This is a genomic window from Vibrio sp. ABH4_348 (genome assembly GCF_056159765.1).
On record NZ_JBSWVW010000001.1, the window covers coordinates 1,134,199 to 1,159,880 of the forward strand.

Genomic DNA, 25,682 nt, shown 5'->3' on the forward strand with positions numbered 1-25,682 from the left:
TATGAGCTCAATGTTAAGCGGTAAGAAAAAACATCTTGAGTTTAGACTTGGAGAAAAACTCTTTGCTTATCCTATTGAGCCAGTTCGAGAAATCATTGAATTTCCGGTGTTAGAGTCGGTAGACAGCTGTCCACAAAGTGTAATGGGGGTAATGAACTTGCGTGGCAGTCTGGTCATTGTGTTTGATCTTTCAATAGCACTAGGGCAACAACCTAACGCGATAGGCAACAAAACCTGTGTCGTGGTGACCGACATTAAACAGGGCGGACAAAGCTATACGGTTGGGATCAAAGTTGACCTGGTCAGTCAGGTCATTGACATTGAATATGAGCAGGTGGAGTCTGTCCCAGAACTTGATGGACGCTTGACCGCTCCCATGATCCGTGGCTTAGCAAAACTACCAGACCGATTACTGACCATTTTAGACATTGATTCTGTGCTTTCAGATGAGCAATGGAAATGGATAACCAAAGGCAAGTTAGACGCAATCGACACAGATAAGGAGCCAGAACCTCATGTCTGAGCTTTATCAAGACTTCAATCAAGTAGGGCGGCAAATTGAAGTGCTTATCGTGACAGTCGCTGATGAGCTGGTGGCGGTGCCTTTAGAATCGGTGAAAGAGGTGATTGAATACACCAAAGTGACAACGGTTCCAATGTGTCCTGAAGTAATCCGAGGGGTGATCAACGTTCGCGGAAGTGTTGTTCCCGTCGTAGATGCAGCATCCCGTTTAGGTTTTGGGACGACGAAGCTCTATGACAAATATAGCTGTATTGTTATTTACGAAACGCTAAATCGAAAAACCGGTGATTTAATTACCATTGGTCTAATGGTGTCGAGGGTACGTGCAATCGAAACGTTCGAGCTAAAAGCTCTTTATGACAAACCCGCATTTGGTGCCCATATTGATACTAAATTTGTTTGGCGCATGGCCAACTATGAAAATACCAATATCCCAATACTAGTGATGTCGAATTTATTTGAAATCAATGAGTTGAACAACCAGATGCTGTCCTTTCAATCGGCAAGCTTAGCAAAATGGGACAGCCATGGAATGTAGCCTGTCACGAGAGCAGTTTGTCAAACTGATTCAAATGTTTAGGTATCACACTGGAATACAAATCGCAGAGCACAAGCGCTTACTTGTTGAGAACAGGCTAGCCGCACGACTGCGGGAACTGGAAATCAACAACTACGACGATTATTTACTGCGGCTAGACAGTTCCGAACTAGAGCTGAGTTTCTTTATCGACAAACTAACCACCCATGAGACCAGTTTTTTTAGAGAGGCGGAGCAGTTTCAAACTCTCATCGATAACTTACACCACTTTCCATCCAGCTACTCTCTAAGAGCTTGGAGTGCGGCATGTTCAACTGGAGAAGAAGCCTATTCTCTGGCTATGGTGTTAGATAGCGTTAGAGGGCCGGCAACGTGGAGTGTAGTCGGTACAGATGTTTCTCAAGACGTCATAGACAAAGCGGTAAAATGCCAGTACCGCATTGATAAGGTGCAAAAAATTCCTTCTGAATACCGAGTTCAGTATTGCTTAAAAGGCATTGGGGATCACGAAGGAAGCTTTACGATTGCAAAGTCTATCCGTCGCTTTTGCCAGTTTAAAACCTGTAATCTGATGGAAAAACAAAAAAGCCTTAAATATCACGTTATTTTCCTTCGCAATATTCTTATCTACTTTAATTCGGATGATCAAAAGCAGATTGTTAACAACGTATTAGACCAATTGGAAGACGGTGGTCTACTATTTTTAGGTCATAGTGAAAATATACTACGCGGTCGAAAAGGGCTGACCGAAATTGGCAACTGTGCATTCAGAAAGGGGGATGAATGGCAGGAATAAAGGTCTTTATTGTTGACGATTCAGCGGTAATCAGACAGGTAATGGGCGGGATTCTCACTCAAGATAAGGACATCGAAGTCATCGGCTCTGCGCCTGACCCAATTTTAGCCTTGCGCAAGATGGAAAAAAATTGGCCTGACGTGATTATTCTCGACATCCATATGCCGAAGATGGATGGGATTTCATTCTTAAAACAAATCATGTCCACCAGACCTACCCCAGTAGTTATTTGCTCCGCCATGACTGGCGACAATCCACAACTATCCCTTGAAGCTCTTTCCTCTGGTGCCATTGAAGTTATCAATAAACCGAGTACTAATTTAAACGATTATCTGAAATCTGAAGAAGTTGGGCGCGTATTTAATGCAATTAAAGCGGCCTCTAAAGCACGGGTGAAGCAGCTTAAATACATCCATGGCGAGTCCTATCGAACCAAGCATACTGCCGACGTAATTTTGTCGACCGAGAAACCGGTTAATAACAATCACAATAACGGTAGCGTTATAGTGATTGGTGCATCGACTGGCGGCACTAAAGCGGTGGCTGATGTTTTGTCTGGTTTAAAACTCGACTCTCCACCAATCGTTGTCGTTCAACATATGCCTCCCAAGTTTACCCACGCGTTTGCCGAAAGACTAAATGGATTAGTTGCTTTGAATGTAAAAGAAGGCGAGCAGGGTGAAAAGCTGTTAGCTGGACATGTTTATATAGCCCCAGGAGGGATTCATTGCATGATTAGCAGCCAAAATCCATTTTATTACCTAGAATTAAAAGATGGACCGTTAGTTTCCAGACATAAACCTTCTGTTGATGTTTTGTTTAGATCTGCAGCTCAGACAGCTGGCGCAAAGGCAATCGGAGTTTTATTGACGGGTATGGGTGATGATGGCGCTCAAGGAATGGTTGAATTGAGACAAGCTGGTGCTTACACCTTGGCACAAGATGAAGATTCCAGCTTGGTGTATGGAATGCCTAAAGAAGCCTATGAAAGAGGCGGTGTGACATCCATGAGCAGTCTCTCAACCATAGCCTTCAAAATCCAGAAAAAAATGGCAAAGGCGTAGGTGAAGTATGGAGCGAATAGAAAGCAGACTAGAAGCATTAGGTGTGGCTTTTATCGAGCTAGACCAAGCTTTTCAAATCCAATTCTTATCTCCTGCCGCTAGAGTTTATTTCGATTCAGCAATTGGCAATAGCCTGTTCAATGACGACACCGTTTTTTTGGACGAGGAATACAAACGCATTGATGTCAAAACCCTATTTGAAGAATGGACACATAAAGATGGGACGGAATGCATCGAATGTGGTTTGAGTGTCAATGGTGGAAACGTCAATTGGGTGAAACTGTTTCTAAGCCCCTTTGAAGGTGGCTACTTACTGAATGTTGCCGAGCAAGGTGAACTAGTAGCTACTCGAAGACTCAATCGTCAACTTTCAATGCAGGACCCTCATACTGGTTTGTTGTATCGCGAGGCCTTCCTGAATCGCCTGTATCAAGAATTCGAGCAGGGTATCGTTTGCTGTGTGCGCATTTGCAACTACCAAAGAATTAATGAAATTTGGGGCAATGCGGTGGCAAACCTGGTGTTCATGGAAATTCTGGCCCGGGTCACTAGCGCTATTGATCAGGCGATTTGCAGCAAGCATTCTACAGATACCTTCAATGTTTTTGTGCCTAGTGGTGCCCATTTTGATATTGAAAGTTTCTACAGCATTTTGAACGAACCGTTCCATTTTAATGGCCGTCATTTCTTCAGTAATGTTGCCTTGGGTTATTACATTGAAAGACCGGGTGACGTGCATGAGCAAAGCTTAAATAAAGCTGAAATGGCCATATTGGATGTTTTGTCTGAACGAGTTCGTTTGTGCGAATTCCAAGAAGAATTGGCCAAACAGATTGAGCATCAGAATACGCTGGAGAACGAGTTTAGAGCGGCGATCAATCAAGAAGATTTAAACCAAAGTTTTCATTTGGTTTTCCAGCCAGTGCACAATGCGAACTCGGGCTACGTTACTGGGGTTGAATGTCTCATCCGGTGGAAACTGCACGATAAGTTTGTCTCTCCTATGGAATTCATTCCCATCGCCGAAAAAATTGGTGATATTGGCTTGTTAACTCAATTCAATATAGAAAAACTGAGTGAATTATTGGAGAAACTCAAACGGGAGAACATCAATACTAGTGTGATGCTCTTTGCTCTGAATATCAGCGTGGTAGAGATTCTTGATGTCGAGTTTGTGAGCAAGCTAGTATCGAGTATGGAGCACTTCGGCATTGACCCAAAACAAGTCAAATTGGAACTGACTGAATCGGCATTGATTGATAATTTTAATTATGTAAATCAAATACTCGGTAAGCTACAAGAGCTGGGCTTTAAAATATCCATCGATGATTTTGGTACAGGCTTTTCAAGTCTTAGCTATCTGTGTCGATTACGGTTCGATGAAATAAAGATCGACCGAGCGTTCGTTACCCACGTGATTGAAGATGAGAAGCTGCAAACTGTGTTTAATTCTATTGCGTCTCTCGCTACAAACTTGCATAAACCTGTTGTGGCAGAAGGGGTAGAGACCAAAGAACAGCTTGACTATGCCAAACTAAAATCAATTGATTACATTCAAGGCTATTACTTTAGTAAACCTTTACTAGAGCAAGAGTTGATTGATTACCTACATTTAAACACCGCTAAAAAATAGATTACCCCCACATAACTATCATTTCTTCGAATCTAGTTACAAGGCTTAACTTTGACGTTGATAAGCCGATTTGGTGACTTTTAATTGGTGTTAGCGAAACATTTAGTTGGAACTGGATTTCGAAGCGGGAGCGTCGACTTAAAACATCAGAAGACACGATTCGCAGATCTTGAGTCAGTAAAAACGCCCTTTTCTTGGCAGAGCAAACTTTTAGGTTGTTTCGGCAATAGCTTTTGCTATCCCGATACAGTTATTGTTGCTGGCAACACCGGCAAGAGGCCAGAATTGCCTTTTACTTGCTGTGATACGCATGAGAACTGAGTCTATTCGTTACTCTATAGTCGCTAGCATGATGGCTTTTATTCAACTAAAAAGACCAACCGTAAAGGTTGGCCTTGGTAGTAGAGGTAATCTTAGAGTTTGAAGCGAGAAACCAAACCTTCTAGCTCTTCAACTTTTTGATAAAGTTGAGAGACGGCGTTAGCCCCTTCTTCCGTTGCTTGAACCGAGCTGTTAGCGATCTGGCTAATCACACTGATATCTTTGGACATTTCTTGTGTTGCGGTTGCCTGTTCATTACCGGCAGTCGCAATCATATCAATCATGTTGTTCACGTCCTGTGCTCGGTCAACAATCTTAACCAGAGCTGCTCCAGCGGCATCTGAGAGCTTAACGCCATCAGCTACAAGCTGAGTACCTTCACTCATACGTTCAACTGCACTGCGAGTTTCATTTTGGATTGAAGAGATGAGCCCGCCAACTTCCTCTGTTGCCTTAGAAGTGCGCTCTGCCAAGCCACGTACTTCATCAGCTACGACCGCAAAACCTCGACCTAGCTCACCTGCTCGGGCTGCTTCTATTGCTGCGTTCAATGCTAGAAGGTTGGTTTGCTCAGCAATATCATTGATCACCTGGATGACATTGCCGATTTCTTCACCGCGTTTGCCTAGGCTATCGACGGTTTCGGCCGTTTCGTTAACCACTTCGGAAATTCGGTTCATTCCATCAACCGTTTCTTGCATCACTTTACCGCCGTTAGTCGCTTCTTCGCCGGCTATTCGAGCATTGTCAGCAGCATCGCGACTTTGGTCAGCGACCTGATTTACTGTTACGGTGATTTCTTCTACTGCACTGGCAATAATGTTTGCTTTGTCGGATTGTTCTTGAATGCCTTTCGCAACTTCACGGCTGGTATTGTCAACCATTTGGGTACTGGAAGAGACTTCTGTTGCCACATTTCTGATGTTCGCGATGATGTGTTTCAGCGAATCTTGCATATTATCGACTGAGCGTGCCAGTTCACCAAGTTCATCCTTGTTTTCATCATTGATAGGGTCACCCGATAGCTCTCCATCGGCAATGGCCTGAGCTGTTTTAGCAATACTGGCAACGCGAGTTTTGAGCATCGTAGACAAGCTCCACGCCACGAGGACACCCACAACCAGCACAACCACAACGTTAACCGTTAACCAGATGACTATGGTATCCATATTGCCGTTCAACTTGACCAGTGCTGAGTTGGCATCGTCTTTCTCTTCTTGAGACGAGTCATCCAGTATGTCTTCGAGCGGTGAAATGATACCGTGTTCAAGTTCATCCACTAAGTTAATGGCTGCGATTTTGGTTTTTGGATCGTATATCGTAAATACTTCGTCGGCCACGCTCAGTATGTCTTTGTAATACTGCTCAATTTGCGCAATTTGAGTGACTTCATTTGGCTTGCGCTCAAGCGGCTTTAACTGCTCGAGATAGCCAGAGAAAGAATTGGAATCTTTTTTGAACGCGTTTTTAGCATCTGGGTCACCCATGATGTACGCATTGAGCGAAGAAATCATATCGCCAGCTTCATCAACGAGTTCAAGGTAAAAGCGGACCCCTGGCAAGTCGTCATTGAGTGACTCGTTCAGGTCTGTAGTTTTGTATGCGTCCGCAAACTCCTCGTCTTTGAGCTTGTCTAATAAGTTTTCGAGTGGCACCCCAACATTCTTCGTTAAGTCATTGATCTTTTGAATGACGAGTTGCTCGTCAGCTGGGTTATATTTACCAAACACTTCCGCTTCCATGGCGTTAATGTAGTCTTCCGCATACTTTTTGATGGTATCCATCTTCTCGATATCTGAAGCTTTTGCCGATTCTAGAGGACGAAGGATGCCGTAGTAGTAGTTGTATTCTTCAACATTAACCCTAAAAGCTTCGACTTCATCAGCTTCACCGTTGAGGTATTCGAGTACATTGGTTTGCAAGTCACCGACTTCATCAAGAACGTTCAAATAGGCTAAGACACCGGGGACATCATCTGCTTCGATTTCAGCTGAGATAGCGGCGGAGCGGTTTACAACCGACCAAACCACAAAAGCTAATATTAAGGTTGTAGTTATTATTATCGAAAAGCCTAAAAATAGTGCGTGTGTCAGTCTCATCTTCATGACTTATTTCTCCGCGAGGTTTTCGGGGTAAATTCAAAAATAAGTATGGTACTGTTCGCACTATGTGCAACTAACTATTTATTAAAATATCGATAACATAGAGTAAGTGGTTGACAATTAAGATACCAAAAGTTTGCAGACAATTTCTGATTGGTATTTATTGTACGTGTGTTATTTCATATTTAGAATGCTCAAAACTGGCGCTTTGGTGCTAGTTTTGAGCTGGTCGGGAAATTACCGATTAGCGGTGACGTGAATTAACTTTGTGTTTAGTTTGAGTGGGTTTTGTCGTGTTTGAATGGTTCCCTTTCGACTGACCATTTCGCTGTGAATTAGTACCACTTTTAGAATCACGATTCTTTGAGGAAGACTTACCTTTCTTGTCAAATTGTGCCTTGGTGTGTTTAGTCGCGAAACGGTTAGCACCATGACGACCTGAACGTCTTCTCTGCGCAGGCGTTTGCTTTTCTTGATCTTCAGATGGTACTAGACAATGCGGTTTGTCACCGATGAGGTGTTTTTTACCCATAGATATCAAAGCTTCACGAATCATTGGCCAGTTGGCTGGATCGTGGTATCTAAGTAGCGCTTTGTGTAAACGTCTCTGACGTTCACCTTTCGCTACAGGTAATTCTTCACGCTTTTTGTATTTTACTCGTTTTAGTGGGTTGGTTTCCGAGTGGTACATGGCCGTCGCATTACACATTGGAGACGGGTAAAAATTCTGTACTTGGTCACACTCAAAATTATTGCCCTTAAGCCACAGTGCCAAGTTGAGCATGTCCTCATCCTCAGTTCCCGGGTGAGCCGATATAAAGTAGGGGATCAGGTACTGTTTTTTGCCAGCTTCTTTACTGTATTGCTCGAACATTTCTTTAAAGCGGTCATACGTGCCCATTCCCGGTTTCATCATCAGATTCAGCGGGCCTTTTTCGGTATGCTCAGGTGCAATTTTTAGGTAACCACCGACGTGATGCGTTACCAGTTCTTTCACGTATTCTGGTGATTCAATGGCGAGGTCGTAACGAACACCAGAGGCAATTAACACCTTGTTGATTCCCGGAACGTCTCGTGCAGCACGGTATAAATCAATTGTGTGTTTGTGGTCGGTGTTAAGTTTTGAACAAATTCCCGGGAACACACAAGATGGTCTCCGGCAATTGGCTTCTGCTTTTGGATCGCTACAGCCTAGGCGGTACATATTTGCAGTGGGACCACCCAAATCCGAAATAGTACCTGTGAAGCCCGGCACTTTATCGCGAATATTTTCTAGCTCATTGATGATCGATTCTTGCGAACGATTCTGGATGATCCGACCTTCGTGCTCGGTAATTGAACAGAACGAGCAACCACCAAAACAGCCTCGCATAATGTTGACCGAGGTTTTGATCATGTCATAGGCCGGAATTTTGGCTTTGCCGTATTTGGGGTGCGGTACACGCGCATAGGGAAGATCAAACACAAAATCCATTTCTTCTGTGGTCAATGGAATAGGGGCTTGATTGACCCAAAGCTCGCGGTTGCCATGCCTTTGTAGAAGTGCTCTACCCGAATAAGGGTTGGTCTCTAAGTGCATGATACGACTGGCATGGGCGTATAGCACTCTGTCATTGACTAACTTTTCAAAACTCGGGATACGAACCGCAGTGGTTTTAGCATCGTGGCGAGATGGACGAATGACAATCGGTTTGGCTTCCGCTTCACCTTCTGTCTTTTTGGTGTCGCACTTGGTTTCTACTTCATACGGGTTAGTCGGAACAAACGCCTCTTTACGCGGCTTTTCAATGCGAGAGCTATCGATAACCGTATAGCCTTCAGGAGCCTCGACCAAGTTGACGGCTGTGCCTCTTACTGTGGTCATGTCACTGATGGCTTCACCTGCGGCAAGACGGTGGGCGACTTCAATCAATGCGCGTTCTGCATTACCAAACAGCAAGACATCTGCTTTGGCATCAAACAAAATCGAACGACGTACTTTATCAGACCAATAATCGTAGTGAGCCAAACGCCTTAAGCTGGCTTCAATGCCGCCTAGTACAATCGGTGTGTCTTTGTAAGCTTCACGACAGCGCTGAGAATAAACTAGTGTCGCTCTATCGGGTCTTTTGCCACCTTCGTTGTTTGGTGTGTAGGCATCGTCGTGGCGCAACTTTTTGTCCGCCGTGTAACGGTTGATCATTGAATCCATGTTTCCAGCAGTGATGCCAAAAAACAGATTGGGTTGACCTAAGGCCTGAAACGCAGACTTATCCTGCCATTCAGGTTGCGAGATGATGCCAACTCTAAAGCCCTGAGATTCTAACAAACGGCCAATGATGGCCATGCCAAAGCTCGGGTGATCAACATAAGCATCACCAGTAACAATAATAATATCGCAGCTGTCCCATCCTAATGCATCCATCTCTTTTCTCGAGGTAGGAAGAAACGGGGCAACTCCATAACACTCGGCCCAGTATTTGGGATAGGCATTAATGGCGGTTACTGGCTCGTTCATAATCAATCTCTCATCTCATTTGAGCGCGGATTATATACATATGTTTAACATGGATACACATCAATTTGTTCTAGTGAGTGCGATTTTAAAGCGCATAATTATTGCGGTTATTTTTTTGAGTTACGCATCTAGATGAATTTGCATGGACTAAACTAAAGTCATACAAGGTAAATTTTTGGCTCAGCAATGCCTAATTCGACACAAGAGATGGATCTAAAACAGTTAGCGAATTCAGAAGCTGAATCAGACCAAGTTGGTGGGTCTGACCGTTCCGTCGTTTTGTTGGACTGGACTTGGGATATACGCAACAACGCTTTACAAATTGACCAAAACGCAGTTAAAAGCTTGGTGGGCAGTACGGTAGATGTTCGAAGAATAGAAGACGTCCTACAGTTTATTCCAAAACCGCAGCAAACTAAGTTTAAAACCTTTATTGCCGCTGTGGCGAAACGCGGAGAGTGCCAGTACTTTAGTTGTAATCTTCTGTCTGCGGAACGTCCTCTGGTTTATGTAGAGTTCTACGCTGAACGTCCAAACAACAACGTGCTACAAGGGACAATCCGCCATTTAGTTAGCATTGATGATAACCAAAACTTGGCGGACTTGTTTTACAGCATTTTCGAAAATGGCCATCACGGGTTGTTGCTAACAGACGCAGAAACTCGGATTCTGACCTGTAACCACTGCTTTGAAAAACAATCTGGTTATCAACGTAACGAATTATTGGGTCTGAAAACCAGTATTTTAAATGTTGGAAAACACTCTCAAGATTATTACCGAGATCTGTGGAAGCAGATTGAGCAGCAAGGTTTCTGGCATGGCACCATATTAACTCGCGAGGCGAGCGGTCGCAGTCATCCACAAGATTTAACCATACAAAAAATAGAAATGGCTGGCGAAACTTACTTCTTGGGCATCACCTTCGATTTGTCGAGCCACTTATATCGAGTCGCCGATACTGATATTGGTGGTGTGGAGTTGGTGACTCAATTGCCGACACAAAAAAAATTCATACGACTCTTGAATCAAGAACTCAATGACAACAATTCACAGGTGTTGATTGTTGCGATGAAACCTGAGTTTGATGAAGAAATTCAACATGAATGCAGACAGAACATTGCTGATGCCTTATCCCGGAAAAAACTCAATCTATTTAGTGGCTACATAGCGAATGGTATTTTTTTGGCGTGTGTGGACTTTTCTCATCTAAAAGCGGACGGCTCTTACCGAGCGATTCATATTGCAATTAGAGAATTTTACAAGGTCCTGAAAAAGCTGAGCTCAGCTCAAGCGTACCGGGGTATTGTTAACGGCAAAAGCGGTGTCTCTGTGGTGGGTGAAGATTCATCGTCGGCACAACTCGCGGTCAATCATGCCGTCCAGGCGATGCTGGAGAATCACTCTGGTCCTTCAAGTCATCTTAACTTCTATGACAGTAAAATACATAAGGAACAAGAGCGAAGAAAGGTCCTCGAATCTGTGGTGCGAGAAGCCATTGCGAAGCAGCAAGTGGATGTATTTTATCAGCCAATAATCGACCTGAACAAAGCTCGTATCGAAAAAGTAGAGGCTTTATGTCGATTTGGAGATGGCAATGGAGGTTATTACAATACACAAGAGTTGGTTTCGATAGCCGAAGACTTGAGTTTGGTTAATAAACTGGATGAAACAGTCGGTGAAGTGGCCTTAAGCCAATACAGCCAATTGCAATCGGTGTTAGGGCCGCACATACAGCTCACCATCAATCGTTCTTTAGACACTCAGGAATCCTTGACCAAAATCTTCGAAAGTATCAATGCCATGGTTGACCGTCACCTTGAAGTGGCACCAAAACTGACCATAGAAATAACCGAAACCGCGTATTTTGATGTGGGTAATCTTCAGTTTGCGGCGCTGTCTGCGTTAAAACAAAAAGGGGTCCATATCGCCATTGATGACTTTGGTACGGGGTATTCATCGATTGGTTATCTAAGTGATTGTAATTTCGAAGTATTGAAAATTGACCAAGCTTTTGTTAAGCAAATTCATAGCAGTAACAATCGCTGTATGATTGTCAAAATGATCACCCAACTTTCACACCGTCTCAACGTTCAAGTTGTCGCAGAAGGGGTAGAAACGGAGAAAGAATTGGAATTGCTAAAAACGCTGGGTGTTGACTACATGCAAGGTTACTTATTTGCTAAACCGGTGCCATTGGTAGAGCTTGGCGAAATTCGTCAATCAGTTGACAAACAGCTTCAACACTTGGTTAAGCATGTTAGGCAGCACCAAGTTTGTTCATTATTAAGCTCAAACATCCGCCGGCTCGATCCGGGTTCTCCAATTTCTTTGGCTTATGAGATGTTTAGGGAATCCAACGCATCAAGCTTGCCTGTGGTTGAAGGCAAACAGTGTGTTGGATTTGTTTCGCGAGAGAGCTTGAATTTAGTCTTGTCACCAGCCATGGGAACGGATTTAGAAAGCTCGCGTGAGAAACAAATATGGAATCGCCCAGTTAACAGTATGATGACGACCAAATACGACTCTGTGCTGGAATGCACCAGCTTAACCGAGCTGCCAAATTTGGTCGAAAGTAAACAATTTCCTTGGATACTAGTCAATGAAGAGAACCAATACAGAGGTATAGTCGAACAAAGCGCAGTGTTACATTTTCTCGCAAACTATGACCAAAAATGTTAACCGAACTTTTCCCTTGACCTGTCCTCGCTAATTAACTCGGGTATAATCTCGGACAATTTGTTTTCTCTGCTTTTAAATTATGCCGTTATTCAACAGTGCTACCGCGCTAATCTTTCCTGGTTTGGTCATTACCCAATTATTGTTAACTGTCATTTTGTTAAAGGGCGATATTTGCCCGGGACAACGAGGCCGTGTCCACAAGCTGTTTCCGATTATTGCTGTTTTGTGGCTAGGGTATGCCGTACAGCAAATAATGGCGCTGGCGATTATCGCGACCTTGGCGTACTTCTACACGCAAGTCAAAGTCAGTAAAACACGAGACTCCGGGCCAACTTGGTTGTTGTTTCTAATCAATGGACTGAGCTTTGGCATGCTTGCCGGTCATTTTGCCTCATTGCCTTTGGGAAGTGGGTTAATGGTGTTGGCTCAAGCAGCGTTAATTGGCGCGGCATTCACCCACTTGTTATTGCTGGTCGCTCGAAGCAGGTTACAAGCTTTCCATAGAATCTTGCCCTTTATCGGTGTGATTGCAACTATGGCAGTTTGCGTGATTGTATTAATTCTTGCATCGTCACTAGAGCAGAGCGAGTTAGAATTGTTCACTCAGACGTTGCTGTGGGTGCTACCGGCCAGCATATTGGCAGTTGTGATATGGTGTTGGCACATCCTCAAAAATTCACTCCCTATTAAGTTTCAGTTGAGCCTAAGTTTATCAATTGTGTTTGTCAGCCAGTTGTTTCTTATGCTAAGTACCTAGCCGATAAAGACAAATAGATATATTTATCAATAACCAGTTTTTTCAATCAAAATAGACTACTTTTAAATAAGGAAATCCTTTCAATTTAGGAGTGGAAACTATGGATATGAGTCAGCTTGGCGCGGTAGAAAATGCAATCCTACTCGGCATCGTCAATGAGAAGCTTCGTTTGGAGTGTGATAACTTGGATGAGTTGGTGAGTGTCTACGAACTGGATCGTCAACAAGTAATAGATAAATTGGATGGTCTTGGTTTTCATTACGATCCTTTGACCAACCAATTTAAGAGAATTTAGTGTCAATAAACTTTAATTTTTGGTGGCTGCATACAGGGCGGCCATCTTGACACCATCTAGATGTTGTTTACATTGCTGCCTTGCGGTGGAGAAAAAAGCATCAAGATAGCGCTTGTCTTTTTCACTATTTCGTACAGCGGCAAACAATCGTCTCCAAAGCCCGTTACCAAGCGATATATCGGCGACCAAACCCTGTCGCGAAAACTCGCTGATTGCCCAATTTGGCAGCGCGGCAACCCCCAAACCAGCGGAAACCATTTGAACCAACATCAGGGTGTTATCCGCTTGTTTCCACTTGACCGGCTCTACGCCTTTTGGATGTAAAAAGTGCTTTACCACATCAAGACGTTGTTTTTGCACTGGGTAGCTAATCATGGTTTGGTCTAACAAATCTTCAGGCTTGATTTGAGGCTGGCTGGCAAGTGGATGATTGGGGGCGGTCACCAAGCGCATTTCAAAATCAAACAATGGTTCGTAATGAACCTCACTTCGCGGTTGAATGTCTGAAGTAATCACCAAATCCAACTCTCCGTTAAGCAGTGCGGGTAGGGGTTCAAACCCGAAACCTGAAGAGAAATCGAGAGTAACGGACGGCCAAGCCACTTGATATTCTTTTAACGCCGGCATCAACCACTGGAAACACGAGTGACATTCTATTGCCATATGCAGGCGACCATTCACATCCTCTTTTAGACTGGCGAGGTCATTTTCCGCTTTGGCTAACTTAGGTAATAACTCGTCTGCAAGTGACAATAGTATTTGACCTTCTGGTGTGAATCGGACTGGGCGGGTTTTTCGCAAGAATAGTTGACCGCCGATACGTGTTTCCAAGTCTTTCAATTGGTGCGATAAGGCGGATTGCGTAAGGTGTAAAGAGGTAGCCGTAGCGGTCAAACTTCCCGTGTCTCGCAGTGATGAAATCGTTTTTAAGTGTTTTAACTCAATCATGAACCAGCCTCATATCCAATGTGAAAACCGTGAATTATCTTAACATACAGTTATGTTTTAGAGCTGTAAACATCTAGACGTCTATTTATTGAAATTAATGTATTGGTCGATAACTATGAATTTTAATAATGATCAAGTTGAGTATTTACTGATTGTTTATCAAGTTTAAACCTCTCATATTTTAAGTCATCAGTTTCACAGGCTCCGCAAGAATGCAAAAGCTTGAAAAATATAAAACTTAAAAATAGGAAATCACGATGACAAGAGCACACGTACTGGGCTACCCCCGTATTGGCGAAAAAAGAGAGTTAAAATTTGCGTTAGAAAAGTACTGGCGTGGAGACATAGACCAAGCGGAACTGAAGGCCGTTGGCTGTGACTTGCGAAAACAGAATTGGAAAACACAAGCCGATTCCAATTTGAGTACAGTGTCTGTTGGTGATTTTGCTTGGTATGACCAAGTATTGACGACGTCACTACTGCTTGGTCACGTACCCAAACGTCATAGAAACGGCTTCCCTACATTAGATACCATGTTCAATATCGCTCGGGGTCGCTCTCAGGTTCAATGTGGCTGTGGTGGCGCTTCCGACAAACAAGTCGATGGCCAAGCCGCGTCAGATATGACCAAGTGGTTTAATACTAACTACCACTACATTGTTCCTGAGTTCAGCTCAGACGATAGATTTGAGGTCAGCTGGCAACAATTATTCGAAGAAGTCAAAGAAGCCAAGGACGCTGGACATGATGTAAAACCTGTTTTACTAGGTCCTCTTAGTTACCTTTATTTGGGCAAAGAAGTTGAGCCAGATTTTGATCGTTTAACTTTGTTGCCACGGTTACTGACGGCTTATCAAGGTATTTTGGCCAAGTTGGTCTCGCTAGGTATTGACTGGGTACAAATCGACGAGCCTATATTGGCACTAGAGCTAGAAGCCAAATGGTTAAACTCGTTTAAACTGGCGTATCAAGTACTGCGCACTGATATTAAGGTCTTACTGACCACTTACTTTGACTCTGTTGAAAGTGTTTTAGATACCATAGTGACTTTGCAAGTCGATGGGCTGCATATTGACCTTTCTGCAGCCCCGGAGCAATTATCAGCCGCTTTATCAAAACTGCCACAGCATTGGGTGTTATCTGCCGGGATAATTAATGGCAGAAATGTGTGGCGAGCCGACTTGGAACACAGCTTTAATCTGTTAATCCCGGCCAAAGAGCAACTAGGTGAAAGATTGTGGGTAGCGAGTTCTTGCTCTTTGTTACACAGCCCAGTTAATTTGGAACTCGAGACAGAACTGAGTGACGAACGATACCAATGGTTTGCATTTGCCAAACAAAAAGTGGCCGAAGTCGGACTGTTAGCCAAGGCGCTATCCGGAGATGAAAGCGCAATAACCGCTTGCTCTGAATACAGTCAGCCGATTCAAAAGAGACAAGGCAATACATCAGTTCATAAAGCTGCGGTACAGAATAGGCTCGCAGGTATTTCTACTGAAATGGCGGAGCGCAGTGAGCCTTATGCTGTTCGAAGTAACGCGCAACGAAAAGCCCTATCTTTACCGCTTTTCCCAACAACAACGATAGGATCGTTTCCTCAAACCAATGAGGTTAGAGCTGTGCGAAGCGACTACAAAAAAGGCGCAATTTCTGCCGAGCAATACCGAGATGCAATTAAACACAATATTGCTGACGCAATAACGAGGCAAGAAGCACTCGATTTGGATGTATTGGTTCACGGCGAAGCCGAGCGAAATGACATGGTGGAGTACTTCGCTGAGCATCTCGCTGGCTTTCAAACCACTCAGTTTGGTTGGGTGCAGAGCTTCGGTTCACGTTGTGTGAAGCCAGCAATTGTCGTGGCAGACATCGAACGTGAAGATCCGATTACTGTCGAGTGGACTAAATTCGCTCAGTCGTTAACCAGTAAAAAAGTGAAGGGCATGCTTACCGGGCCGGTAACGATCTTGTGTTGGACTTTTCCAAGAGAGGACATTTCAAGAGAGCAAATTGCTAATCAGTTGGCGCTGGCGCTGAGAGATGAAGTCGCCGACTTACAAGCATCAGGTATTGATATTATTCAAATTGACGAGCCGGCAATTCGAGAGGGTCTGCCGCTGAAAAAAGCTCAGCATCAAGAGTACCTGAATTGGGCAGTGTCGGCGTTCAGAATTGCTGCAGGGTCAGCTAAGCCGCAAACGCAGATTCACACTCATATGTGTTACAGCGAATTTAATGAGATTATCGAATCCGTGGCGGCGCTGGATGCGGATGTCATCACTATCGAGACTTCACGTTCCAACATGGAGTTGCTCAAAGCATTTGAAGATTTCAATTACCCTAATGAAATAGGTCCTGGTGTGTATGATATACATTCTCCTAATATTCCAAGCGAAGAGTGGATTGAATCTTTGGTGAATAAAGCTACGACCAAGATTCCAGCATCAAGAATTTGGGTTAACCCGGATTGCGGATTGAAGACTCGTACTTGGGAAGAAACCGAGGCAGCATTGAGTAACATGGTGAGCGCTGCTAAGAAATTGCGACAAGCTCATCTGGTTAACTAAAAGCTAACTTTGATAGACCGCCAATAAAACCCGCTATATGCGGGTTTTATTGGTTGATGCAATTTTGAACTTCAAAAGTTGACTGCGAGCTATTGGCAACTGAGTTTAGATATTGGGCTATCCGCAACGAGTTGACCTCGAGCATTTCTCATTTGAATGCGGTAACTCAGCCCCAATGCCATGTTTTGCTGGATGTCGTCATTTTGACAATAACTTTGCAACGCACCTTGCAACATAGTTTGCGCGCTTGGAGCCCCTTGTACTTGGTCGTCATAAATCATCATCACCGTTACCTCTGCACCAGAGGCACGGGCTTGGACGATTTGTAATGGGCCCATTTGGATTGGCAGTTCAGACGACAACACTTGCGCGCGATTGCTCGCGAGTGCTTCAAGCTGAGGGGAAACCTTGGTTGATTGACAACCGGCAAGTATCAACCCGGCCAAGACAAACGTCGCCGCTTTAGCAAGTAATCTCATTAGAAGACTCTCTTGAAAGGTTTAACGATGACGGATTGATAAACACCTGCTTCCACATAAGGGTCAGCATCTGCCCACGCTTTAGCATCTTCAAGACTATTAAATTCCGCAATTACCGTAGAGCCTGAAAAACCTACGCTCCCTGGATCTTCTGAATCGAGTATTGGCATAGGGCCAGCAGTTAATAAGCGACCTTCGTTTTGAAGAGCTTCTAGACGAGCTAAATGTTTAGGTCTAACGGAAAGACGTTTTTCGAGCGAGTTTTCGACGTCTTGAGCGAAAATGACATACAACATGATGAAGGTTCCTTGGTGTAAACAATTACATTACTTTATATGAAGTTAGCTGTGGTTGCATCCAAAGAAAAATCGCTTTGTGTTCTAAACGAGACGGTTTGAAGATAAAAAGGGGAGTTTGACGAAAAGTTGGCGAAACTTACGCAATGAGCCTCTAATCTAAGGCAGATTGAGAGGCTCTATCTTTGTAGTACTATTTATACCCCTAGTTTTGGTATCGCGTGTTTGAGTTCTTCTAAATATCCTTCATCGCGCAGGCAATCTACGGTTAGCAGTAATTCTTCGTCGGACATTGAAAAACAGCTAGATTTGCCGGTTAATGATGACAAATACTGGTGATATTCGTTCTCGGTAAAATGCCCAATTCTATCTTGTAGCATGCTTTTGATGCCTTGATGAATCAGGTGATAATAGGTGTGTCTATGAATCTCCATAATCGGATTCCTCATACTGGCGAGACGCCAAAACTTCGCCTCTTAAATTGTTATACTTAAGTAAGCAGGAAAAGTGCCAGATTTAGTTGGTACAGAAATCTTGGGCTCAGTTATGAGTGTTGAGGGTCAATATTGAGTTGAATACCGGAGCAGTACTTGACTAGCATTTTTGCTAGAGAATGTTTGTTAGTCGGTTTTTCGAGTCGATCATCCATCAGCTGTGACATCAGTTGAACTTCTCGAGCGCCAGTTTCACCCGACAGGGCGATGATGGGAATATCAGGATTCGCTTGCTTAATGATTTTGGTCGCTTCAATCCCATCCATAACTGGCATTTGCACATCCATCAATATCATTGAAACTGGCTTGCGGGCTGCCGCTTTTGTCGCGATCAAGCCGTTTTCCGCTACCATGGATTTCACACCCAGCTGATTGAGTAGCAGTGTGACCATTTGTCTTTGAAAGTCCTTATCGTCAACCACAAGGACTAAAAAATCATTGCTGTTGTGTGAACGCAAAAAAGGCAATAGATCCAAAATACGGCGTTTAGCGCTGATAAGCTGCTTCAACATAACGATGTAAGCGTACAGAGTACGTTTTGTGCAAGAGTGAGTCTTTGATAACGCATCTATCAATTAATAAAAAGTGAAGGATTCTGTTTTGGGCGCAATTGCATATAAATAGCTGCAATAAGTGATTTGTTACACATAAAAACGGCCTCGTAATGAGGCCGTAATCAATTATACCCTTATTTAGGTATAGGAAAGAATTAACCGAGTTTTGTGGCCGCTTTCATTGAAGACACAAACACCGCTAATTGTTTTAGCATTTCGTCAACATCGTTAAGGTTAGCTTCGATAATCTTAACCACCGCTGAGCCTGAGATCGCGCCTGCGGCACCAGCTTGTATTGCTTGTTTAACTTGCTCAGGTTGTGAAATACCAAAGCCAAGTAGCGCTGGTGGAGCATTGTACGAACGCAGCGTTTCCAACATATGATCGACTGGCATGTTCGCTTTGGTTTCTGCGCCAGTAACCCCCGCACGTGATAACAGATAGGTATAACCAGAGCCAAGTTCAGAAACTTGTTTTAAGGTCTCTGCACTAGCCGTTGGTGGGGCTATAAAAATTGGTTCGATATCAAAAGCTTTTGCTGCACGAGTAAAGTCTTCGCTTTCCCCAGTAGGTACATCTGCAACCAGTACCGAATCTACGCCAACGTTAGCACATTGCTGATAAAACGCGTCGATACCTGGTGCAAAAACTAAATTTGCATAAGTTAGCAATCCAATCGGTAGTTGCGGGTAGTCAGCGCGAATTTTGGCGATTAAATCAAAGCAATCAGCTGGCCTTACTTTGGAGTCTAAAGCACGTGAGTTCGCGCCTTGAATGGTTGGGCCATCAGCAAGAGGATCTGAAAAAGGGATACCCAATTCCAGTGCATCTGCACCGTTTTCAATCAAAGTACGAATGATTTGCTCGGATACTTGGATGTTAGGATCGCCAATGGTGACAAAAGGAACAAAGGCACCTTCGCCTGTTTGCGAAAGTTGCGTAAACAAGTGTTGATAGCGACTCATTATAGTGCTCCTTTTTCTTCGAGAATTGAGTGAACAGTAAAGATGTCCTTGTCGCCACGGCCTGACAAGTTCACCACTAAAAGCTGCTCTTTTTCAGGGTTTTCGTGCGCCATTTTTACCGCATGAGCGAGCGCGTGGGCAGATTCAAGTGCTGGAATGATACCCTCGCTGCGTGCAAGCAACTGGAATGCCTCTAATGCTTCATCGTCAGTCACGTTATCGTATTCCGCGCGGCCGATTGAAAGTAAATGCGCGTGTTGCGGGCCGACTGAAGGGAAGTCCAATCCTGCAGACACTGAGTAGGACTCTTCAATCTGACCGTCTGGGTCTTGCATGATAGGGGCTTTCATACCGAAATAGATGCCGGTTTTACCGTGTTTTAGCGGCGCGCCGTGTTGGTCAGTATCAATGCCTTTACCTGCTGGCTCAACACCGATTAAGCGTACAGACTCGTCTTCAATGAAATCGGCAAACATGCCAATTGCGTTTGAACCGCCACCCACACAAGCAATGACAGCGTCAGGTAGACGACCTTCTCGAGCGAGAATTTGGTTTTTCGTTTCTTCGCCAATCATTCGTTGAAAGTCTCTAACAATCGTTGGGAAAGGGTGAGGACCTGCGGCGGTACCCAATAAGTAGTGCGCTGTTTCGTAGCTACCAGACCAATCACGTAATGCTTCATTACAGGCATCTTTTAGAGTTGAAGAGCCAGAATGTACAGGAATGACCTCTGCACCCATTAGTTTCATTCGAAACACATTTGGGCTTTGGCGCTCAACATCTTTAGCTCCCATGTAAACACGGCACTTCAAACCTAACAGGGCGCATGCCAATGCCGTTGCCACACCGTGCTGACCAGCACCTGTCTCGGCAATAATTTCGTTTTTACCCATGCGTTTGGCAAGAAGCGCCTGACCAAGAACTTGGTTGGTTTTGTGGGCGCCGCCATGCAACAGATCTTCACGCTTGAGGTAAAGACGTGTTTTAGTGCCCTTAGTTAGGTTACGAGTAAGGGTAAGTGCCGTTGGGCGTCCTGCGTATTCTTGTAGTAATGACATAAACTCGCTGCGGAACTCATCATCTTCACGAGCATCAACAAAAGCTTGTTCCAATTGGTCAAGTGCTGGGACCAAAATTTGAGGGACATATTGCCCACCATATTCTCCAAAATAGGCATCTAGCTTAGCCATGATTCAATCCTTTTTGTTGCCTCCCACCGAATGAACGGTCAGAGTGTAATCAGTGTTCTTTATTGAACTCGTAATTCTTTGATACGAGTTGTTTGTTAGTAATCTCTCAGCGCGTGGAAACAATGCTTGAGCTTTTCTGCGTCTTTTTTTCCAGGAGCCGTCTCCACGCCAGAATTAAGATCTAGACCTCGACAACCTAACAAAGCCGCTTGTTTGACGTTATCCTGATTTAACCCGCCGGCCAGTATGATTTTGCTTGGGTCATCAATAATTGACCAATCAAAGGTGGTGCCTGTTCCGCCAAGTTGGTCTCCCACTTGGGCGTCCAGTAAGTGTCTATCAACATTTTTGCTAAGTAGTGTTGGAATCGCATTAGAGTTCACGCCATAGGCTTTCCAAATTTCTACATCATCATTTAGGCGTGCTTTAAGTTCGTCAACGTAGCGCTGATCTTCTTGACCATGCAACTGCACCGCATAAAGACCAAGCTGCTCAACGACGCTAGCGACATCGCGAGTCGTGTGATTCTGAAAAACGCCAACATAGCGAAGTGGAGCGCCACTCATGGTCAATCGAGCTTGCTCGACATCGACATGACGCTTGGAGGATCCGACGAATATTAACCCACCATAGACAGCGCCCGAGCGGTAAACCTTAGCTGCATCGTCTGGATGAGTCAGACCGCAAACTTTGTTATCGCCAACAACAACCTGACGGGTTGCCAGCTCAATGTCGTCTTGTCCCATTAATGAGCTGCCAATCAAATATCCGTTGGCATGAGGACGCAGTCTCCGAACTTCTTGGTGTTGATAAATCCCAGATTCAGAAATCACAATAGCGTCTGGGTTTCCTGCGCGAACCAAGGGGGAAAGCTGCTCGGTACGGGCCAAATCGGTCGACAAGTCTCTTAGGTTGCGATTATTGATTCCGACCACTTTAGCTTGCAACGCTATCGCTCTGGCCACTTCTTCTTCGTTGCTGACTTCGGTAAGTACACCCATACCCAAAGAATGCGCGGTTTCTGCCAGCTCGCGATATTCATCGTCGGTTAATACAGAAAGCATTAACAATACAGCGTCTGCCTGATAGTGACGGGCAAGATAAACTTGGTAGCTATCTACCATGAAATCTTTACACAATACGGGCTGAGTGACTTGATTTCGCACTTTAGGGAGAAAATCAAATTGGCCCTGGAAATATTTTTCATCCGTCAAGACTGAAATGGCAGAGGCGTAGTTTTTGTATACTCCCGCAATTTTGTCCAAATCAAAGTCTTCACGAATCAGCCCTTTGGACGGTGATGCCTTTTTGCACTCAAGAATAAAAACGGCTTGTTCACTGGTGAGGGCTTGGTAGAAGCTTCGGTCGCTTTGCGTTAAGCCATCGACAAAAGACTCTAGCGGTTGAGCGAGTTTTCGCTCTTCAACCCAAACGCGTTTATCGCGAACTATCTTGGCGAGAACTTCTGCCATTTGCGCTTCTTTTGCGGTTACATGTTCAGATAGATTGCTCATAGTTAGGCTCTCTCCGCCAATCCTTTAACCAATTCAAATGCTTTACCAGACTGCATCACTTCTCTTGCGGTAACTGTGTTTGCCTTTAGATCTTCATGACCGAACAATCTCATTAACAGCGCCACGTTAACAGCGACTGCACTTTCTTGAGCATCGGTTCCTTTACCTGTCAAAATGTGTTCAACGATCAAACGGTTTTCACTTGGGCTACCACCCTTGATGGATTCAAGCGGGTAAGTTTTCACGCCAAAGTCTTCCGGCGTTAAGGTGTAGTGGCGAATATCACCATCGATAATTTCTGCAACAGTTGTCGGTCCGTGAATTGCAACTTCGTCCAAACCACTGCCATGGACTACAGCGGCACGTTTCAGTTTCATGTTGACCATGGTCTGCGCGATGGGCTCGACTAACGCTTCACTGTATACGCCCATGAGCTCGATATTTGGCTTCGCTGGGTTAATCAATGGGCCAAGAATATTGAAAATAGTGCGAGTTTTTAGCGTCTGACGAACTGGCATTGCATGTTTGACACCTTGGTGGTACTGCGGCGCAAACAAGAAAGCGACACCCAGGTCGTCCACCGCTTTACGAGTGTCTTGAGGAGACATCGCCAGGTTAATCCCGAAGGCGTCTAATAAGTCAGACGAGCCTGATTTACTAGAAACGCTTCGATTTCCGTGTTTGGCGACTTTCAGGCCGCACGCAGCGGCAACAAACGCCGCCGTCGTTGAAATATTGATGGTGTCGTGGCCGTCTCCGCCTGTACCAACAATATCAGCAAAGTCGTATTCAGGACGTGGGAAACTCACTGCGTTCGCTAATAACGCCTGAGCAGCTCCCGCAATTTCATTCGGGGTTTCCCCTTTGATTTTCAATGCGGTAAGTGAAGAGGCAATCAACAGAGGATCGAGTTCACCACGAATGATGGTGTCAAATAACTGGTGGCTTTCTTTCTGCGTCAATTCTTGCTGCTGATAAAGCTTTTCGATGGTATCAAGCATAGTAAGTTCCTTATTCGACCATTCCGTGTTGAGTTCGATCCTGTGCAGTGGCTGGTTGCTGTGCCCAGTCAATGGTGTTTTCCAAAAGTTGCGCGCCTTGAGTGGTCATAATGGACTCTGGGTGAAACTGGAAACCACACACTTTGTCTTGTTCGTTAACTACAGACATCACCATACCTTCTACTTCTGCAGTAACTTGCAGAGATTCAGGCACGTCAACCGCAATGAGTGAGTGATAGCGAGCGATTGCCATTGGTGCGGGTAGCTTGTCATAAGTTGCGTGTCGGTTGTGGCTCATCATTGAAACTTTACCATGAACAATCTGACCAGCGCCGGAGACTCGGCCACCATAGGCTTCAACGATCGCCTGGTGACCAAGACAAATACCAATGATTGGTACCTTGCCTTTTAGATGACGAATGATAGCGGGCATGTTACCAGCTTCTGATGGCGCACCCGGTCCCGGCGACAGCAGCAAAATGGACTGCTCTTTTTCTATTTGTTTTTCTACCACTGATAGCTCAACGGTATTTCTGAACACTTTGACCTCATGGCCCAGCGACCGAAATTGGTCTACGAGGTTGTAGGTAAAGGAATCAAAATTGTCGATGAAGATGATATTAGCCATAGTGATTCCTTATCTGCAATGCGCTGCTTGAATTGCTGAGATTACCGCTTGTGCCTTGCTACGAGTTTCTTCTGTTTCTGCCTGTGGGTCTGAGTCGTAAACCACACCTGCACCGGCTTGCACTTGAGCGACGCCATCTTCGACATAGGCCGAGCGGATTACGATACATGTATCCAATGTACCGTTTCCTTTTAGGTAGCCCACGGCGCCCCCATAGCTACCGCGACGCGCTTTTTCTACTTGGCGAATCAGCTGCATTGCGCGAATTTTTGGCGCGCCAGTTAACGTACCCATGTTCATACAGGCTTGATAAGCATGCAGGGCGTCTAAATCCTCGCGCAACTGACCAACCACACGAGAAACCAAGTGCATCACGTGACTGTATCGGTCAACTTGAAGAAGATCGGCGACGTGACGAGTGCCGGGCTGACTGATTCGCGCTACGTCGTTGCGCGCTAAATCAACCAACATCATATGTTCTGCGTTTTCTTTCATGTCGGTGCGCAGTTCTAACTCTATGCGACCATCCAAATCTAAATCGATACTGCCATCTTGTGCTTTGCCGCGTTTTCGAGTGCCTGCGATGGGGTAGATCTCCACTTGATTGGTGGAAGGATCGTACTTAAGCGCACTTTCTGGTGACGCGCCGAAAAGAGTGAAATTTTCATCTTGCATGTAAAACATGTAAGGGCTCGGATTGCTTTGCTTAAGTTCGCGATAGGCGCTGAGTGGAGCCGGGCAAGGTAAGGTAAAGCGTCTTGATGGCACAACCTGAAATACATCACCTTTAATCACGTAGTTTTTAAGTTCAGACACTAAATTGCCAAAACGCTCATCTGATACGCTTGGTTCAGGGTAGAGTGCGTCTTTTTCTAGTTTGGCTGGTGTTGGAATGGACTTAGAGGATGATAGGAGTTGATGGATTTCATCAATGCGCTGAGTTAAACGGCTTTGTTCTTCACTATTGCCACCAAAGACACTGATTGAGATTTCACACTGATTAGTCAGATGGTCAAAGGTAACTAGCGTCTCGGACAAGTAGAATACATAATCTGGGCAACGACTTGTTTGCTCCGCATCGCCAAGGGGTTCAAAATTGGCCACCAAATCGTAAGCAAATAAACCACCAATAAATACGGCGTTTGGATTGGACGAGTCGTATTCAAAATAGCGCTGGAACGCTCTCAATGCATCAAAGGATGAATGTTGACGTAATCGAGAGTCTTCGTCAGTTTCTAGGTCAGCTTCAGGGAAAACAAGCTCCAAGGTATTACCATCAAACTCACTAACCAAATGCGGCTCGATTGCTTGGCTAAGGTGCGCAAGTGCGTTTTTACCGTTGTTGGTGAGTGCTTTTAAAGTGACGGCTTGGCCAAGACAAGTGATACGTACTGCGGTATCGACAATCATCATGCTGTTGATGTTGCGTTTTGAGTCAATTTCCGCAGACTCCATCAAAATACAATCGGGACGATCTTGGCAAAGTGTATACATCGCCTCGGTTGGATCTTGGGAATAAGGGGCACTCTGTTTAACAGAGGTAATCATCATTTTTTTAGTATTATTGGCCTCGTTCACAAGACCTCCTGTCCTTTGTGCTTGGGCAAATTGATACTCGCATAAAATGCATGCTCAGTCTCGAATTATTCCAACGCTACGTTTTGATTTTTAATGGTTATACAACTATTGAGCTCTTGATAATGTTCTCATGACCCAAAATCAAAAAAGCCCGCTATTAAAGCGGGCTTTTTCAACAAATATCAGTCACACAGAAACCCGCACCATGCGCCTATATGACAGCCACCACCAAGCCCATTGGTTTACACCAAAGGTTACAGGCG

The 25,682-nt window shown here is 44.6% G+C and carries 22 protein-coding genes; 9 read left to right on the forward strand and 13 right to left on the reverse strand.

Annotated features, from left to right (window positions below):
- Position 1: 1 nt before the first annotated feature.
- The 5 genes from ACXAFJ_RS05100 to ACXAFJ_RS05120 are packed head-to-tail and all read left to right on the forward strand — an operon-like array spanning position 2 to position 4,554.
- Positions 2-523 carry a chemotaxis protein CheW gene (locus ACXAFJ_RS05100; protein WP_475321870.1) on the forward strand — a complete coding sequence of 174 codons (522 nt, stop codon included), beginning with the start codon at positions 2-4 and terminating at the stop codon, positions 521-523.
- Positions 516-1,061: a chemotaxis protein CheW gene (locus ACXAFJ_RS05105; protein WP_475321871.1), complete on the forward strand. Its 546-nt coding sequence runs from the start codon at positions 516-518 to the stop codon at positions 1,059-1,061. Before ACXAFJ_RS05100 ends, ACXAFJ_RS05105 begins: the two co-directional genes overlap by 8 nt.
- A complete protein-coding gene (locus ACXAFJ_RS05110; protein WP_475321872.1) occupies positions 1,051-1,857 on the forward strand; it encodes a CheR family methyltransferase in 807 nt (268 codons plus the stop codon). Before ACXAFJ_RS05105 ends, ACXAFJ_RS05110 begins: the two co-directional genes overlap by 11 nt.
- On the forward strand, positions 1,845-2,921 hold the full coding sequence (locus tag ACXAFJ_RS05115) for a protein-glutamate methylesterase/protein-glutamine glutaminase (protein WP_475321874.1): 1,077 nt from the start codon (positions 1,845-1,847) through the stop codon (positions 2,919-2,921). The genes ACXAFJ_RS05110 and ACXAFJ_RS05115 overlap by 13 nt, the downstream gene beginning before the upstream one ends.
- 7 nt (positions 2,922-2,928) lie before the next feature.
- Positions 2,929-4,554, forward strand: a complete 1,626-nt coding sequence (locus ACXAFJ_RS05120) for an EAL domain-containing protein (RefSeq protein WP_475321875.1) — start codon at positions 2,929-2,931, stop codon at positions 4,552-4,554.
- 413 nt (positions 4,555-4,967) lie between these two features.
- On the opposite strand, the gene ACXAFJ_RS05125 is transcribed toward ACXAFJ_RS05120, so the two are convergent.
- Together ACXAFJ_RS05125 and ACXAFJ_RS05130 are read right to left on the reverse strand one after the other, a co-directional pair.
- On the reverse strand, positions 4,968-6,980 hold the full coding sequence (locus ACXAFJ_RS05125; RefSeq protein ID WP_475321876.1) for a methyl-accepting chemotaxis protein: 2,013 nt from the start codon (positions 6,978-6,980) through the stop codon (positions 4,968-4,970).
- A gap of 241 nt (positions 6,981-7,221) precedes the next feature.
- Positions 7,222-9,474 carry a YgiQ family radical SAM protein gene (locus ACXAFJ_RS05130; RefSeq protein WP_475321878.1) on the reverse strand — a complete coding sequence of 751 codons (2,253 nt, stop codon included), beginning with the start codon at positions 9,472-9,474 and terminating at the stop codon, positions 7,222-7,224.
- A 186-nt stretch (positions 9,475-9,660) separates the two neighbouring features.
- On the opposite strand from ACXAFJ_RS05130, the gene ACXAFJ_RS05135 reads away from it, so the two are divergent.
- The 3 genes from ACXAFJ_RS05135 (at position 9,661) to ACXAFJ_RS05145 (ending at position 13,205) form a co-directional block, all read left to right on the forward strand.
- Positions 9,661-12,153: an EAL domain-containing protein gene (locus tag ACXAFJ_RS05135; protein WP_475321879.1), complete on the forward strand. Its 2,493-nt coding sequence runs from the start codon at positions 9,661-9,663 to the stop codon at positions 12,151-12,153.
- A gap of 79 nt (positions 12,154-12,232) precedes the next feature.
- Entirely contained in the window at positions 12,233-12,910 is a 678-nt protein-coding gene (locus ACXAFJ_RS05140) for a hypothetical protein (protein ID WP_475321880.1), read from the forward strand.
- Positions 12,911-13,010: 100 nt separating this feature from the next.
- On the forward strand, positions 13,011-13,205 hold the full coding sequence (locus tag ACXAFJ_RS05145; protein WP_475321882.1) for a DUF4250 domain-containing protein: 195 nt from the start codon (positions 13,011-13,013) through the stop codon (positions 13,203-13,205).
- Positions 13,206-13,217: 12 nt separating this feature from the next.
- Here the strand turns inward: ACXAFJ_RS05145 and metR are convergent, their stop codons facing one another.
- Complete coding sequence (metR, locus tag ACXAFJ_RS05150; RefSeq protein ID WP_475321883.1) at positions 13,218-14,153, reverse strand: HTH-type transcriptional regulator MetR; 936 nt, start codon at positions 14,151-14,153, stop codon at positions 13,218-13,220.
- A 257-nt stretch (positions 14,154-14,410) separates the two neighbouring features.
- Here metR and metE point away from each other — a divergent pair, with 257 nt between their 5' ends.
- Positions 14,411-16,720: a 5-methyltetrahydropteroyltriglutamate--homocysteine S-methyltransferase gene (metE, locus tag ACXAFJ_RS05155; protein WP_475321884.1), complete on the forward strand. Its 2,310-nt coding sequence runs from the start codon at positions 14,411-14,413 to the stop codon at positions 16,718-16,720.
- Between the two features lie 89 nt (positions 16,721-16,809).
- Here metE and gspS2 read toward each other — a convergent pair whose 3' ends face one another.
- The 10 genes from gspS2 to ACXAFJ_RS05205 form a co-directional block, all read right to left on the reverse strand.
- Positions 16,810-17,199, reverse strand: a complete 390-nt coding sequence (gene gspS2, locus ACXAFJ_RS05160; RefSeq protein WP_475321886.1) for a type II secretion system pilot lipoprotein GspS-beta — start codon at positions 17,197-17,199, stop codon at positions 16,810-16,812.
- Positions 17,199-17,495, reverse strand: a complete 297-nt coding sequence (locus tag ACXAFJ_RS05165; RefSeq protein WP_475321887.1) for a YciI family protein — start codon at positions 17,493-17,495, stop codon at positions 17,199-17,201. Before ACXAFJ_RS05165 ends, gspS2 begins: the two co-directional genes overlap by 1 nt.
- 197 nt (positions 17,496-17,692) lie before the next feature.
- Positions 17,693-17,929, reverse strand: coding sequence for a hypothetical protein (locus tag ACXAFJ_RS05170; protein WP_475321888.1), 237 nt, complete (start codon positions 17,927-17,929; stop codon positions 17,693-17,695).
- Between the two features lie 110 nt (positions 17,930-18,039).
- On the reverse strand, positions 18,040-18,501 hold the full coding sequence (locus tag ACXAFJ_RS05175) for a response regulator (RefSeq protein WP_475321890.1): 462 nt from the start codon (positions 18,499-18,501) through the stop codon (positions 18,040-18,042).
- Between the two features lie 197 nt (positions 18,502-18,698).
- Complete coding sequence (gene trpA, locus ACXAFJ_RS05180) at positions 18,699-19,508, reverse strand: tryptophan synthase subunit alpha (RefSeq protein WP_475321891.1); 810 nt, start codon at positions 19,506-19,508, stop codon at positions 18,699-18,701.
- Positions 19,508-20,698 carry a tryptophan synthase subunit beta gene (trpB, locus tag ACXAFJ_RS05185; RefSeq protein ID WP_475321892.1) on the reverse strand — a complete coding sequence of 397 codons (1,191 nt, stop codon included), beginning with the start codon at positions 20,696-20,698 and terminating at the stop codon, positions 19,508-19,510. The genes trpA and trpB overlap by 1 nt, the downstream gene beginning before the upstream one ends.
- A gap of 95 nt (positions 20,699-20,793) precedes the next feature.
- A complete protein-coding gene (gene trpCF / locus ACXAFJ_RS05190; RefSeq protein ID WP_475321894.1) occupies positions 20,794-22,212 on the reverse strand; it encodes a bifunctional indole-3-glycerol-phosphate synthase TrpC/phosphoribosylanthranilate isomerase TrpF in 1,419 nt (472 codons plus the stop codon).
- A 2-nt stretch (positions 22,213-22,214) separates the two neighbouring features.
- Positions 22,215-23,213, reverse strand: coding sequence for an anthranilate phosphoribosyltransferase (trpD, locus tag ACXAFJ_RS05195; RefSeq protein ID WP_475321895.1), 999 nt, complete (start codon positions 23,211-23,213; stop codon positions 22,215-22,217).
- Positions 23,214-23,223: 10 nt separating this feature from the next.
- Positions 23,224-23,841: an aminodeoxychorismate/anthranilate synthase component II gene (locus tag ACXAFJ_RS05200; protein WP_475321896.1), complete on the reverse strand. Its 618-nt coding sequence runs from the start codon at positions 23,839-23,841 to the stop codon at positions 23,224-23,226.
- Positions 23,842-23,850: 9 nt separating this feature from the next.
- Positions 23,851-25,467: an anthranilate synthase component 1 gene (locus ACXAFJ_RS05205; RefSeq protein WP_475324062.1), complete on the reverse strand. Its 1,617-nt coding sequence runs from the start codon at positions 25,465-25,467 to the stop codon at positions 23,851-23,853.
- Between the last annotated feature and the right edge of the window lie 215 nt (positions 25,468-25,682).